This window comes from Micromonospora sp. AKA38 (assembly GCF_027925725.1).
Classification (GTDB): domain Bacteria; phylum Actinomycetota; class Actinomycetes; order Mycobacteriales; family Micromonosporaceae; genus Micromonospora.
Map to the genome: position 1 here is coordinate 128,223 of NZ_BNEI01000007.1, position 13,793 is coordinate 142,015.

Consider the following 13,793-nt stretch of genomic DNA (forward strand, 5'->3'; position numbering starts at 1 on the left):
ATTCACGCCGATCGGTCGTGGGCGCGGTCGGAGACGACGGTGCCCGGCGGGTCACCCGCCGGGCACGGTGCGTCGGACCGGTCAGCCCTTGACGTACGGCTTGCCGTCGGCGGCCGGCGCCCGCACCCTGCCGACCAGCCCGGCCACCGCCAGGATCGTCGCCAGGTACGGCAGCATCGCCAGGAACTGGCTCGGAATGCTGCTGCCGATCGCGCCCAGGTAGGTGGCGAGCTGGTCGGCGAAGCCGAAGAAGAGCGCCGCGAGCAACGCCCCGGTCGGGCTCCACCGGCCGAAGATCAGCGCGGCCAGGGCGATGAAGCCCTTACCGCCGATCATGTTCTTGGTGAACGAGTAGAGCGCCAGCGTGTACGACGCCCCACCCACGCCGGCCACCAGACCGGCCATGATCACGTTGCGGTAGCGCAGCCGCAGCACCTTCACGCCGAGCGTGTCGGCGGCGGTCGGGTGCTCACCCACCGACCGGGTCCGCAGACCCCACCGGGTGCGGAACAGCGCCAGGTGGATGACCAGCACCAGCAGCAGGCCCAGGTAGAGGAAGATGTTGCCGCGGAACAGCGCCGGACCGATCAGCGGGATGTCCTTCAGCAGCGGGATCTCCCAGTTGCTGAAGCGTGGCGCGCTGTTGTACTTCGCCGCGTCGGTCGCCATCAACCGCTCGTAGAGGAAGCCGGTGATGCCGACCGCGAGCAGGTTGAGCACGATGCCCATGACCACCTGGTCGACCAGGTAGCGGATGGCGAACACGGCCAGCAGCAGCGAGATGAACGCGCCACCGATCGCGGCGGCCACCAGGCCCACCCAGACACTGCCGGAGATGCTGCCGAACAGCGCGCCGGAGAACGCGCCCATCAGCAACTGCCCCTCGATCGCCACGTTGACCACGCCGGAGCGCTCGCAGAGCACGCCGGCCAGCGCACCGAAGATCAGCGGCAGCGCCAGGACGAACGTGCCCCGCAGCACGTTGACAAGCGGCATGAAGTTGCGCCCCTCGGGGGCGGCGGAGACCTGCCAGCACAGGAAACTCAGCACGAAGGCGACCAGCCCGGCGCCGAGCAGCAGCGTGAACCAACGCTTGGGCACGCCGGCCAGCAACGCGGCACCGGCCGCGGCGGCGATGACGCCGAACAGGATCGCGCCGACCGTGCCGTTGATCTCCAGGGCGGCGCCGCCCTCGGTCTCGCTGAGCGTGAAGCGGGCCTGCTGGTCGGTGGCGAGCGCCCCGAACAGCACCGCAGCGACCACGCCCAGCGCCAGCAGGACGGCGCCGGCCTTGCGGGCCCGCGTCCAGAAACCCTCGTCGACCGCGGTGACCGCGACGTCGGGGACAGCGGTGGTGGACATGCTCACCAGCCCTTCGCGAGGCTCGTCTGCAGCCGGGCGGCGCGGGCCGCCCGGAGCTGGAAGATCGCCTTCACCAGGGCGGGCGCGGCGATGAAGATGACGATGAGCGCCTGGAGCACGGTGACCAGCTCCAGCGAGATCCCGGAGTACGACTGCATCCGGTTGCCGCCGGCCTGGAGCGCGCCGAACAGCAGCGCGGCCAGCAGCACGCCCCACGGCTTGACCCGGCCCAGCAGCGCGACCAGGATGCCGTCAAAGCCGATCTGGGCGATCACCAGCGGGGTCAGCGCGTTGGCGGTGGAGCCGAGCACCATGTTCGAGCCGCCGAGGCCGGCCAGCAGACCCGCGATCACCATCACCAGCACGTACGTCTTGGTGACGCTGATGCCGGCGGTCCGGGCGGCGTCCGGGTTCGCGCCCACCGCGCGCAGCTCGAAGCCGAGCGTGGAGCGGTTGAGCAGCCAGGCGATGAACCAGGTGGCCAGCACCGCGAGCAGGATGCCGGCGTGCACCCGCAGGTCGTCGCCGAGCAGCCGGGGCAGTTGCGCGGAGGACTCGACCGGCTTGCTGATCGCGTCCGACCGGGTCGGGTTCTGCACCCCGCTCTGGACGATGATCCAGGACAGGAAGTAGACCGCCACGTAGTTGAGCATGATCGTGTTGATCACCTCGTGGGCGCCGGTACGCGCCTTGAGGATGCCCGGGATGAAGCCCCAGAGCGCACCGCCGAGCGCACCGGCGATCAACGCGACCAGCAGGTGCACGCCGGGCGGCAGCGGCAGCGCGAAGCCGGCCACGGCGGCCAGGATGACGCCGATGGTCGCCTGGCCCTGGGCGCCGATGTTGAACAGGCCGCCCCGGAAGGCCAGCGCGACCGACAGGCCGGTGAAGACCAGCGGCGCGGTGTAGGTGAGCGTCTCCGAGATCGGGCCCATGGCGGCGGTGAAGCCGACCGCGTCCGGGTCGAACACCGCGCCCTTGAACAGGTTCGCGTACGCCTCGCTGACCACGGTCCAGCTCGCGTTCAGCGCGTCGGCCGGGCGGGCGGTGATGTAGCCGTAGGTGGCCAGCACGTCCGGGTCGGAGACGATGATCAGCACGGCGCCGACCAACATGGCCAGTACCACCGCGAGCACGGTCACGGTGACCGTGTTGGCCGCCCAGAGGTTCTCCAGGAACAGCCGGCCCAGGCTGGGCCGGGGCCCCTCGGCCGGTGGCTGCTTCGACGCGGTGGTGGTGACCGCCCGCTCGGTGTCGCCGGCCGGCGCGGTCGGCGTCGCGCGGGCCTCGCTGCGCGCTTCCTGCGCCTCGGTCGCCGGTTCCTTGTCCGGGGAGCCCGACGCCGGGTTCGGGTTCGTCATGCCTCGTCCTCGTTGCCAGGGCCCTCGGGGGCCGGGGCGGCGGCGCTGCCCTCGTCCGCGGTCGCGGCGGCGCTGCCCTCGTTCGCGGTCGGGGCCGCGGTGTCGGGGGTGATGCCGGCCATCAACAGGCCGATCTCCTCGCGGGGCGTGTCCGGGCCGACGATGCCGATGACCCGGCCGCGGTACATCACCGCGATCCGGTCGGCGAGGCCGATCACCTCGTCCAGCTCGCTGGAGACCACCATGACCGCGGTGCCGACGTCGCGCTCGCGGATGACCTGGCTGTGGATGAACTCGATCGAGCCGACGTCCACGCCGCGGGTGGGCTGGGCGGCGATGAGGAGCTTCAGCGGCCGGGACAGCTCCCGGGCCACGATCACCTTCTGCTGGTTGCCGCCGGAGAGCGTGCCGACCGCCGCGTCGGCCGACGAGGTGCGGACGTCGAACTGCGCGATCCGCTCCTTCGCCGACTTCGCGATCGCGTCCGGCTTCAGCGACAGGCCCTTGCCGAACGGCGGCCGGTCGTAGATGTCCAGCACCAGGTTCTCCGCCACGGAGAACTCCTTGACCAGGCCGTCGACGCTGCGGTCCTCGGGCACGTAGCCGACACCGGCGCGGAGCACCTTCTTCGTCGACCAGCCGTGGGTCGACTCGCCGGCCAGGCTGATCGTGCCGGCGAGCGTCGGGCGCAGGCCCATGATCGCCTCGATCAGCTCGGTCTGGCCGTTGCCCTGCACTCCCGCGACGCCGAGCACCTCACCGGCGTGCACGGTCAGGTCGACGCCGTCGACGGCGCGTACCTGCCGGTCGTCGTCGACGACCAGGCCGGCGACCTCCAGGACCGGCTCGCCCGGCCGGGCCGGCTCCTTGTCCACGGTCAGCCGGACGTTGCGGCCGACCATCAACGCGGCCAGCTCGTCCCGGCTGGCGGTCGGCTCGGCGGTGCCGACCGTCCGGCCGCGTCGAATGACGGTGATCCGGTCCGCGATCGCCTTCACCTCGCCCAGCTTGTGGGTGATGAACACGATCGACTTGCCGGCGGCCTTGAGCGACCGCATGACGGTCAGCAGCTCGTCGGTCTCCTGCGGGGTGAGCACGGCCGTCGGCTCGTCGAGGATCAGCAGGTCGACGTCGCGGGTCAGGGCCTTGACGATCTCCACCCGCTGCTGGATGCCGACCGGCAGGTCCTCGATCACCGCGTCCGGGTCGACCCGGAGGTTGTACCGCTCGGACACCTCGGCCACCTCGCGGCGGGCCCGCCGACGGTCGAGGAACCCGGCGAAGGGCACCTTGACCTGCTCGGCGCCGAGCATCACGTTCTCGGCCACGGTGAAGACCGGCACCAGCATGAAGTGCTGGTGCACCATGCCGATCCCGGCGGCGATCGCGTCCGACGGGCCCTTCAGCTTCAGCGGCCGGCCGTCGACCAGGATCTCGCCCTCGTCCGGCTGGTAGAGCCCGTAGAGCACGTTCATCAGGGTCGACTTGCCGGCGCCGTTCTCGCCGAGCAGGGCGTGGATCTCTCCAGGCTCCACCGTGAGGTCGATGTGGTCGTTGGCGACCAGATCACCGAACCGCTTGGTGATGCCGCGCAGTTCGAGTCTCAGCGCAACCTCCTGGAGTGCGAGCGATGGTGCAGCGTAGCGACTTGCCGCGCCGCCACCGCGCCGGGTGGGGGATGGGGGGATGAAGGTGACCGGCCGCCCCGGGGGCGCGGGGTTCGGACCCCGTACGCCCGGGACGGCCGGATGGTGCTACCTGGTGCCCGCCGGCCCCGCTGCCGATGATCTCACCGCGGCGGCCGGCGGAGCGGTCACTTGGTCGGCTGGGCCTTCGAGGTGACCGTGACGGTGCCGGCGGCGATGTCCGCCTTGATCTTCTCGACCTCGGCCTTGAGGTCCGCCGGGACCTTGCTGTCGAAGTCGTGGTACGGCGCGATCGAGACGCCGGTGTTGGCCAGCGTGCCGACGAAGCCCGGCTGCGCCTGGAGCTTCTCGCCACCGGCGGCCTTCACCACGGCCTCCTTGACGGCCTCCGGGATGTTCTTGACGACCGTGGTCACGATCGCCGAGCAGTCCGGGGTGCTCTCGCAGCCGTCGACGTCCACCCAGACGACCGAGTACTTGCCGCCCGAGGCCTTGGCCGCGGCGGTGGTGCCGAGGCCGGCGCCACCGGCGACCGGCATGATGATGTCGGCGCCCTGGGCGACCAGCGCGTCGGAGACCTTCTTGCCCTCGTCCTGCTTGACGAAGTCGTTGGTGAAGGAGCCCTTCTGGGTGGCCTTGTCCCAGCCCAGCACCTGGACGTTCTTGCTCTTCGCCTTGTTGTAGTACGCCACGCCGTCGGCGAAGCCGTCCATGAAGATGGTGACCGGCGGGATCGGCAGGCCGCCGTAGGTGCCCACCTTGCCGCTCTTGCTCATCCCGGCGGCCAGGTAGCCGGCCTGGAACGCGGCCTGCGCGGTGTCGAACTGCATCGGGTAGATGTTGCCCACACCCGGGTTGGCGTCGACGATCGCGAACTGCTGGTTCGGGTTCGCGGTGGCCGCCTTCTTGGTGGCGTCCGACATCAGGCCACCGACGGCCAGGATGAAGTCGCACTTCTGGTTGACGAACCCGGTGAGGTTGACCTCGTAGTCCGCCTCAGCCTTCGACTGGACGTTCTTGATCTCGATGTTGTCGTTCTCCTTCTTCGCCTCCTGAAGGCCCTTCCAGGCGGAGGTGTTGAAGGACTTGTCATCGATGCCGCCGACGTCGGTCACCATGCAGGCGCTGTACTTCTTGCCGCCGTTGCCGCCGGCGTTGTCCTTGCTGTCGTCCGGAGCCTCACCACACGCGGCGGCGCCCAGCACGAGGCCACCCGCCACGAAGGCGGAGGCGATCCGCATCCCACGCACAGAGCGCAAGACGTCTCCTTCCCATTGCGCCCGCGTCGTGCGCGGTACGCATGCCCTTGCGCCGGCCTGCGGTGTGCGGCCGGCGTCCCACGTTACGGACGGGAGCGTACGCCCGCGCCCACCCACCGGCCGACAATCGTGCACGACTGTTGAGCGTCCGTTACCCCGGTGTAACCCTTGCGTGGGGCAGATCACTTCTGGGGCCGGTAGGGGTGCACGGGCGTGTCCCGAACGTCCTTTTCCGGGGCCGCTCCCGGTCCCGGCGGACTACCGCCAGAACACCGCGACCGCCGCGTTGAGCAGCGTCAACCCGATGATCGCGAGGAAGTGCCCCCGGTTCACGGACTCCCGCTTACGGGAGAAGAAGACCATGACGAAGATGAGCAGCGCGAGCACCAACTTGGTAACAAGCTTCGCCGGGGCCGGCTCGTCGCCGTCCCGCAGGGGCGCGGAGAGCCCGAGACCCGTCAGGATCTGGATCACCGCCCCCCACAGCATGGCCGCGTTGATCCGCAGCCGGCCGCTGACGTACTGGGCGATCCCGCCGCCGAGCAGCAGCGCGAAGCCGATCAGATGGACGTAGAGAAGGATCAGTCGAAGAGCTTCCACGCCGGCCATCCTCCCCCATCAACGACACTGCGTAGTAGTCGCCCCGCCGAGCTGCCGTCATACCGTGACCTGGGCCGGCTCGGGTGGCACTGTCACCTCCCCGGCGGCCCCGGCCCGCCGACCGGCCAGGACCAGCACCAGCCCCACCAGCGCGTACCCGGTCAGCACGGCCAGCGGTCGGCCGGCGCCCGCGCCGTCGAAGAACGCCGCCGAGCGCAGCAGCGTGCCGCCCGCGCCGACCGGCAGGAACTGGCCGAACGTCCCCCACGGCTGCGGCAGCAGCTCGGGCGCGGCGGCGACCGCGGAGAGCGGGTTGCCGAGCAGGAAGACGAGCAGCGCCCCGAGGCCGATGCCGGCGCGGCCGAGCAGCGCGCCGAGACCCGCCACCGTGGCGGCGGCGGCGAGCGAGAAGAGACCGATCGCGCCGGCCTCCCGCCACGGGTCGCCGTCGAGCAGACCGAGCCAGCCGTGCAGCACCGTGACACCGGCCGTGCCGGCGAGCGCCGCGTACCCGAGCAGGCCGACCAGCCGCGCGCGGCGGCCGGTGACCAGCAGCGTGAGCAGCGCGCCGACCAGCATGCCGGTGAGCGCCAACGGCAGGAACCCGGCGGCGAACCCGGCCCCGCGCGGGTCGTCCGGGTCGGTCGGCACGACCGCCGTCACCGGCACCGGGCGACCGGCCGAGAGCTGGCCGGCGGCCTCGGTGAGCAGGGCCGCCACGGTCGGGCTGGCGGCCGGCGCGGTGTGCAGGGCGACGCCGTCCGGGCCGGCCACGAACGCGGCGTAGACCTCCCGGTCGCGTAGCGCCCGGTCGGCCGCCGCCGCGTCCGGCAGCGCGGTCACCGTGAAGCCGCCGGGGCGGGCCGCGGTCAGCCGGGCGGTCAGCTCGGCGACGGCCGGCGGCGGCCCGGCCACGGCCACCGGCAGGTCGCGCGGCGCGAGGTGCGCGGCAGGGGCCGCGAACAGCGGTACGAGCAGCACCTGCACCACCACCGCCACGCCGACCAGCAGCGCGGTGAGGGTCCAGGGCGAGCGGGAGCGGAGCATCGTCGCCTCCTTAAAACGAATGTTCGTTCTCTTGGAGAGAGCCTGCGCCGCTCTCGACGCGTTCGTCAAGAACGAACGTTCGCTTTAGAATGTGTGCCGTGCCACGCGTCTCCGAACAGCACCTCGCCGCCCGCCGCCAGCAGATCCTCGACGCGGCCCGGCGCTGCTTCCTGCGTGACGGGTTCCACCAGACCTCGATGCAGGACGTGATCAGGGAGGCCGGGCTCTCGGTCGGCGCCGTCTACCGCTACTTCCCCAGCAAGAACGACCTGATCACGGCCATCGCCCAGGCGGTCGTCGGCACCGCCGACCAGAACTTCGCCGACCTGTCCACCGCCGACCCGCCGCTGCCGCTGATCGGAGTGCTGGAGCGTGCCCTGGCCTTCGTCGACGGCCAGCTCGGCCCGGACGGCGTACTGCCCCTGGCGTTGCAGGTGTGGAGCGAGGCACAGCGGGACCCGGTGCTGGCCGAGTTCGTCGCCGCCACGTACACCCGGTTGCGCGGCCACTTCGTGACCGCTGCCCGGCGGGCGCGCGACGCCGGCGAGCTGCCCCCCGAGGCCGACCCCGACGCGGTCGGCGCGGCCCTGTTCGGCCTGGTCCCGGGCTACTTCACCCAGCGCATCCTCACCGGCTCCCCCGACCGCGCCACCTACCTGACCGGTGCCCGAGCCCTGCTCCGCTGAGGTGTGAGGAGGGGCCCCCTGTTATGCGGAATGCGTTAACAAGGGGCCCCTCCTTTCACCACCTCCAGAGCTGGAACGTGGGGCCGTCGGCGGGGAGGGTGGCCGTGCCGGGGGGCAGCGCCGGGGCGCCGCCGTAGATGTTCTCGGCGGCGGGCAGGCCGGTCAGGCGCACCGGGGCGCCGGGCGCGCGGCGGGCCAGCACCAGCACCGTGCCGGTCGGGGCCTCGCGCAGGAAGACCAGCGTGTCCGCGTCGGCGTGCACCCACCGCAGGCCGCCGTACCGCAGCGCCGGCTCGTCGCGGCGCAGCGCCAGCAGCGACCGGTACGCGTCGAACGTGCGCCGGTCCCAGCTCTCCGGCCGGTGCCACGGCATCGGGGTACGCGAGCCCTCCCCGTTCGTGCCGGTCAGGCCCAGCTCGTCACCGGCGAAGACCACCGGGGTCCCCGGCATGGTGGCGAGCAGCCCGGCCGCGACCTCCTGCCGGGCCGCGTCGCCCACCACGGTGCGGATCCGGGCCGAGTCGTGCGAGCCGAGGAGCTGCCACGAGTGCGTGTACGACCGCCACGAGACCAACGACCGGTAGGCGTTCATGGTGGCCAGCACCGCGTCCGCGTCCCGCCGCCGGACCCCGCCGGGCGTGCCGAGGAAGTTCGGCACCGGGCCGTCCCCCGCGCGCAGCCAGGACCACACCGGGTCGGTGAACCCGACGTAGTTCATCGTGCCGTGCCAGCCGTCGCGGTCCAGGTCGCCGGTGTGGTCGTGGCCGTGCTCGGCGAGCAGCAACGCGTCCGGTCGGGTCTCGGCGACCACCTCGCGCAGCAGTCGCGCCACCTCGTGGGTGTACGCGTCGGGGCCCCGCCGGCCGGTCATGTTCGCCACGTCCACCCGCCAGCCGTCCAGCCCGTACGGCGGACGCAGCCAGCGGCGCAGCAGCGAGTCCTCGGCGGTGGCGAACCGGCGGCGCAGCTCGGCGCTGCCCCAGTTGAGCTTCGGCAGCGACTTCACCCCGTTCCACGACTCGTAGTCCTGTCCCGGGAGGTCGAAGTAGTACAGGTCCCGCTCCAACGCGTTGACGTCGGACACCGCGGCGGTGAACCAGCGGTGCGCGTCACCGGTGTGGTTGCTGGTGATGTCGCCGAGCAGCCGCCAGCCCCGGGCGCGTACCGCGTCGGCGAGCCGGACCAGCGCCGCGTCGCCGCCGAGCAGCGGGTCGACGGTGTCGAAGCTGGACGCGTCGTACCGGTGGTTGGAGCGGGCCGGGAAGATCGGGGTGAGGTAGACCGTGTTGACGCCGAGCCGGTCCAGGTGGTCCAGGCGCTCGGTGATGCCGTCCAGGTCGCCGCCGTAGAACTGGCGGGGCGTCTCCGGGCCGCGCCCGATCACCGGCGTGTCCCAGTCGCACGGGATCGCCCAGTCCGGCGCGGTGCGCCCGTCCGCCGCGGCCGAGCGGGCGAACCGGTCCGGGAAGATCTGGTAGATCACCGCGTCCCGGGCCCAGGCCGGCGGCGGCGCGTGGCTGACCAGCTTGAAGTCGCCGTGGTCCGGCACGTCGTGGTCGGCGGTGCCGGCCGCGTTGAGCCAGCGGGCGCCGGCGGTGCCGTCGAGCAGGAAACGGTAGTTGCTGACCGGGTTGCGGACCTCGACGTCGGCCCGCCACCACACGTCACCGTCCGTGGTGCGGTCGACCACCGCCGCGGCGAAGTGCGGCTCGCCGTCGCCGGTGGTGCGCACGTGCACCTGGTCGACACCGGCGCCGGCCGGCACCCGGACGAAGACGGGGACGGTCTGCCCGAGCGCGGGCTCCTGCTCCGGGACGTAGGTGGCGGAGCCGTCGTGGTGCGGTTGGAGGGACATGCCGCGGCCTTTCGCGTCGTACCGACAGGGAGTGGGCGGGCACCCGCCGCGGTCGGTCACCCGACCGCGACGGTCCGCCCGCCAAACCGCTCCGGTGTACGCCGACACGACGCCCTTGCCGCAGCGTGAGCCGAGGAGGCTCAGCCTTTGACCGCTCCGGAGGTGAGGCCGGAGACGATGTAGCGCTGGAGCAGTTGGAACACCAGCACGGTGGGGATCGCGGTGAGCAACGTGCCGGCCGCGAACATCCCGAAGTTGTTGTTGCGTTCGCCCGCGACCAGGCCGAACATGCCGACCGCGAGCGTCTTCGACTCGGTGTTGGTGAGGAACACGTTGGCGATGATGAACTCGTTGATCGACCCGATGAACGCGAGCAGGCCGGTCACCGCCAGGATCGGCGCCACCAGCGGCAGCATGATCCGGAAGAAGACCTGCACGTGCGACGCGCCGTCCATGGTCGCCGACTCGTCCAGCTCCTTCGGCAGCGTGTCGAAGAAGCCCTTCATCAGCCAGGTGTTCGCGCCCAGCGCGCCACCCATGTAGAGCAGGAACAGGCCCCACGGGGTGTTGAAGCCGATGGACGGGTACAGGTCGGTGATCGTGGTGAAGATCAGGAAGATCGCCACGATCGCCAGGAACTGCGGGAACATCTGGATCAGCAGCAGTGTGAGCAGGCCGATCCGCCGCCCGGCGAACCGCATCCGGGAGAACGCGTACGCGGCCAGCGCCGACAGGAAGATCGACGCGAAGCTGGCCACGCCCGCCAGCAGCAGCGAGTTGAGGAACCAGTGGCCGAACGCGGTCCGGTCGAACAGGTTGGTGAAGTTCTCCAGCGAGGCCCCGGTCGGCAGCAGCTCGGTCGAGGAGAGCGTGCCGAGCGGGTTGAGCGCCGCGGAGATCACGAACATGATCGGGAAGAGGCTGAACAGCACCGCCAGCACCCCGACCAGATGCCGCCAGCCCACCTGGGCGAACCACCGGCTGCGCGACCGGCCGACCGGGTTGCGGTGGGCCGCCGGCGTTTCCGCGATGCTGGTCACGAGTACACCTCCTCCTGCTTGCGGGTGCGCCGGAAGCTGATCGCCGAGACGGTCGCCACGATCGCGAAGATGAAGATCGAGACGGTGGCGGCCAGGCCGTACTCGGCGCCCTGGGCGCCGAACGCCAGCCGGTACGTGTAGGTGATCAGCAGGTCGGTGGCGCCGTTGCGCGGGTTGTCCGGCGCGAACGGCCCGCCCTCGGTGGTGAACAGGATCGCGTTGACGTTGTTGAAGTTGTACGCGAACGACGCGATCAGCAGCGGCGAGAGCGCCACCAGCAGCAGCGGCAGGGTGACCGCCTTGAACGACTGCCAGGGGCTGGCCCCGTCGACCGAGGTGGCCTCCGTCAGCTCCCGCGGGATGGCCTGGAGCGCGCCGGTGGCCACCAGGAACATGTACGGGTAGCCGAGCCAGAGCTGCACCAGCAGCACCGCGACCCGGGCCGACCAGGCGCCGCCGAACCAGTCGACGTCCAGCCCGAACAGGTTGTTGAGCAGGCCGAAGTCGGTGTTGAACATGTCCCGCCAGACCAGCAGCATCGCGAACGACGGCATGGCGTACGGGAGGATCAGCAGCATCCGGTAGAAGTTGGTGCCCCGCATCCGGGGCGAGTGCAGCGCGAGCGCGATGGCCATGCCGAGCAGGAAGGTGAACCCGGTGGAGCCGATCGCGAACGCGAAGTTCCAGGCCAGCGTGCCGAAGAACGGTCCGGAGATGTTCGGGTCGGTGAGCACCGCGCCGACGTTCTTCAGCCCGACGTTCACCTTCCAGCCCTGGCTGAGCCGCTCGCCGTCGGCGGCGACGAAGGAGCCGACCTTCTCGTCGGCGGTCCAGGTCTTGCCGCTCTCGCTGTCCCTGATGCAGTCGCAGCCGGCGTCGTACGCCCGGGCTGCCTTGCCCTCGTAGGCCCGGGTGAGGCCGTTGGAGCGGATGGCGCCGTCGTCGGTCGGCACGATCAGCGCGGTGACCGCGTCGCTGCGACTGCTGGCCTGCCCGATGTTCAACACGGTGTAGCCGTCCGCAGCGGTGATCTTGCCGCTGAGGCTGCTGACGGTGACGGCGCCGGCGTCGAGCTGGCGCAGCCCGCCCGCGTCCCCCGCGAAGACCTCCTTGGTCTTCGGGTCGCTGAGCAGGAAGGTCAGCGGGCCGGTCGCCGGGTCGCCCTTGGTGGCGATGGTGAGCGCGTACTCGGTCGAGCCGGGCACCTGCTTCACCGAGGAGGTCTGGATGGCGACGACCGCGTCGTCCTTGCTGCCGCGGTGGCCGTCGCCGAAGTTCGTGAACGCGGTACTCGCGGTGAGGAGCACCGGCAGCACCTGGAACGCGATCAGGAAGAGCGTGCCGGGGACCAGGTACTTGGCCGGGATGTGCCGGCGACCCAGGTAGAGGTAGAACAGGCCGGCGGTGGTGGCCACCAGGACGCCGAGCCCGATCCAGTGCCCGGCCTCGATGAGCGGGAACGCCGCCCAGAGCGCGATCCCGGCCACCAGGCCGAGCAGGACCACCTTGACGACGAGGCCGGTCGCGGTGATCGGCGCGTGGTGCCGCGCGGTACGCGAGGTGCGCGGGAGCCCGGGACGAGCGGGCTCCCGGCCCGGGGTCCGCGTGGCGGACCCCGGGCCGGACAGCGGCGCGCTCATTACTTGATCTGACCCTGGATGGTCTTGCCAGCGGCCGTGATCGTCTTGGCCGGGTCGGCGCCACCGATGACGGCGGCCTCGGCCTTGCCGAACGGGTCCCAGATCGCGGCCATGGCCGGGATCGCCGGGAGCACCTGGCCGTTCTTGCCGGCCTCGGAGAACTTCGCCAGGTCCGGGTCCTCGCCCTTGACCTGGTCGAAGGCCGCGGTCAGCGCCGGCGGGCGCGGCTCGGCCTTGTACAGCGCGACGGCCAGCTCGGGCTTGGTCACGTAGTTGGTGACGAACTCCTGGGCCAGGGCCTTGTTCTTGCCCTTGGCGGCGACGTAGAACGCCTGGACGCCCACGAACGGCTGGGCCTCCTTGCCACCGGCGAAGCCGGGGACCGGGGAGATGTCGTACTTGATGCCGGCCTTCTTGGCGTCGGCCACGGCCCACGGGCCGGAGACCAGGAAGGCGCACTTCTTGCCGGTGAAGGTGGAGATCGAGTTCTCCGGGGTGATGGACCGCTTCAGCGCGCCCTCGCCCTTCTCACCGAGCTTCGCGATCTTCTGGAACGCGGCGATCGACTCCGGCTTGCCCACGCCCAGGTCCTTCGGGTCGTAGTCGCCGTTGGCGGCGGTGCCGAACAGGTAGCCGCCGGCCGAGGAGTACAGCGGGTAGATGTGGTACGCGTCGCCGTTCTGGCCGGACTGGAGGCAGAGGATCTCGCTGGCCTTCTTCTCCGCCTTGAGCTTCTTGCCGGCGGTGACCAGGTCCTCGATCGTCTTCGGCGCCTCGGGGGCCAGCTCGGTGTTGCGGAGCAGCGCCAGGTTCTCGGTGGCGTAGGGCACGCCGTAGAGCTGGCCGTTGAAGGTGACCGCCTTGACCGCGGTCTCGTTGAAGCCCGCCTTCTGCTCGGCCGTGAGCTGGACCGGGTCGATGGCGCCGTTCTGGACCAGGTTGCCGATCCAGTCGTGCGCGCCGACCACGGCGTCCGGGCCGCTGCCCTGCTGGGAGGCGGTGACGAAGTTGGTCTGCAGGTCCTTGGAGACGGCCTGCACCTCGACGGTCACGCCGTTCTCCTTGCCGAACTCCTCGGCGAACGGCTTGAGGGCGGCGGTGCGCTTGTCGTCGGCCCAGATGACCAGCTTGCCGCCGGTCGCCTTGCTGGCGGACTGCTCGGCGGCCGGCTTGTCGCTGCCGCTGTCACCACAGCCGGACGCGGCGAGCGCCAGACCGAGGACGGCGACCACACCCGCGGTACGGATGCGCATCGGTACTCCTGTCGTCATGGCGGCACGCCGGGGGAAGGGCGACC

General features: G+C 71.2%; 11 protein-coding genes. 1 reads left to right on the forward strand and 10 read right to left on the reverse strand.

The genetic code is table 11. The features are described 5' to 3' along the window. Positions 1-81: 81 nt before the first annotated feature. The 6 genes from TPA0908_RS27765 to TPA0908_RS27790 form a co-directional block, all read right to left on the reverse strand. On the reverse strand, positions 82-1,362 hold the full coding sequence (locus TPA0908_RS27765) for an ABC transporter permease (RefSeq protein ID WP_281942966.1): 1,281 nt from the start codon (positions 1,360-1,362) through the stop codon (positions 82-84). 2 nt (positions 1,363-1,364) lie between these two features. Continuing rightward, positions 1,365-2,723: an ABC transporter permease gene (locus TPA0908_RS27770; RefSeq protein ID WP_281942968.1), complete on the reverse strand. Its 1,359-nt coding sequence runs from the start codon at positions 2,721-2,723 to the stop codon at positions 1,365-1,367. Continuing rightward, positions 2,720-4,330, reverse strand: coding sequence for an ABC transporter ATP-binding protein (locus tag TPA0908_RS27775; protein WP_281943793.1), 1,611 nt, complete (start codon positions 4,328-4,330; stop codon positions 2,720-2,722). The genes TPA0908_RS27770 and TPA0908_RS27775 overlap by 4 nt, the downstream gene beginning before the upstream one ends. Before the next feature lie 206 nt (positions 4,331-4,536). After that, entirely contained in the window at positions 4,537-5,610 is a 1,074-nt protein-coding gene (locus tag TPA0908_RS27780; RefSeq protein ID WP_281943794.1) for a BMP family lipoprotein, read from the reverse strand. A 276-nt stretch (positions 5,611-5,886) separates the two neighbouring features. Next, positions 5,887-6,228, reverse strand: coding sequence for a hypothetical protein (locus tag TPA0908_RS27785; protein WP_091061503.1), 342 nt, complete (start codon positions 6,226-6,228; stop codon positions 5,887-5,889). 57 nt (positions 6,229-6,285) lie between these two features. After that, positions 6,286-7,275 (reverse strand): hypothetical protein, encoded by a 990-nt coding sequence (locus tag TPA0908_RS27790; protein ID WP_281942970.1) that lies wholly within the window; start codon positions 7,273-7,275, stop codon positions 6,286-6,288. Positions 7,276-7,373: 98 nt separating this feature from the next. On the opposite strand from TPA0908_RS27790, the gene TPA0908_RS27795 reads away from it, so the two are divergent. Beyond that, positions 7,374-7,961, forward strand: a complete 588-nt coding sequence (locus TPA0908_RS27795) for a TetR/AcrR family transcriptional regulator (protein WP_281942972.1) — start codon at positions 7,374-7,376, stop codon at positions 7,959-7,961. A 55-nt stretch (positions 7,962-8,016) separates the two neighbouring features. Here TPA0908_RS27795 and TPA0908_RS27800 read toward each other — a convergent pair whose 3' ends face one another. The 4 genes from TPA0908_RS27800 to TPA0908_RS27815 form a co-directional block, all read right to left on the reverse strand. After that, positions 8,017-9,816: a glycoside hydrolase family 13 protein gene (locus TPA0908_RS27800; RefSeq protein ID WP_281942973.1), complete on the reverse strand. Its 1,800-nt coding sequence runs from the start codon at positions 9,814-9,816 to the stop codon at positions 8,017-8,019. A gap of 140 nt (positions 9,817-9,956) precedes the next feature. Next, the gene (locus TPA0908_RS27805; protein WP_281942974.1) at positions 9,957-10,856 is read right to left on the reverse strand and encodes a sugar ABC transporter permease; all 900 of its coding nucleotides are present in this window, start codon (positions 10,854-10,856) and stop codon (positions 9,957-9,959) included. Next, a complete protein-coding gene (locus TPA0908_RS27810; RefSeq protein ID WP_281942976.1) occupies positions 10,853-12,496 on the reverse strand; it encodes an ABC transporter permease subunit in 1,644 nt (547 codons plus the stop codon). Before TPA0908_RS27810 ends, TPA0908_RS27805 begins: the two co-directional genes overlap by 4 nt. Continuing rightward, positions 12,496-13,749, reverse strand: coding sequence for a sugar ABC transporter substrate-binding protein (locus TPA0908_RS27815; protein ID WP_281942978.1), 1,254 nt, complete (start codon positions 13,747-13,749; stop codon positions 12,496-12,498). Before TPA0908_RS27815 ends, TPA0908_RS27810 begins: the two co-directional genes overlap by 1 nt. Between the last annotated feature and the right edge of the window lie 44 nt (positions 13,750-13,793).

What these genes read in the sequence shown, in the direction of transcription:
- TPA0908_RS27800 (WP_281942973.1), bottom strand. Translation starts at nt 9,816, where the DNA reads ATGTCCCTCCAACCGCACCACGACGGCTCCGCCACCTACGTCCCGGAG.
- TPA0908_RS27790 (WP_281942970.1), bottom strand. Translation starts at nt 7,275, where the DNA reads ATGCTCCGCTCCCGCTCGCCCTGGACCCTCACCGCGCTGCTGGTCGGC.
- TPA0908_RS27770 (WP_281942968.1), bottom strand. Translation starts at nt 2,723, where the DNA reads ATGACGAACCCGAACCCGGCGTCGGGCTCCCCGGACAAGGAACCGGCG.
- TPA0908_RS27810 (WP_281942976.1), bottom strand. Translation starts at nt 12,496, where the DNA reads ATGAGCGCGCCGCTGTCCGGCCCGGGGTCCGCCACGCGGACCCCGGGC.
- TPA0908_RS27815 (WP_281942978.1), bottom strand. Translation starts at nt 13,749, where the DNA reads ATGCGCATCCGTACCGCGGGTGTGGTCGCCGTCCTCGGTCTGGCGCTC.
- TPA0908_RS27765 (WP_281942966.1), bottom strand. Translation starts at nt 1,362, where the DNA reads ATGTCCACCACCGCTGTCCCCGACGTCGCGGTCACCGCGGTCGACGAG.
- TPA0908_RS27780 (WP_281943794.1), bottom strand. Translation starts at nt 5,610, where the DNA reads ATGCGGATCGCCTCCGCCTTCGTGGCGGGTGGCCTCGTGCTGGGCGCC.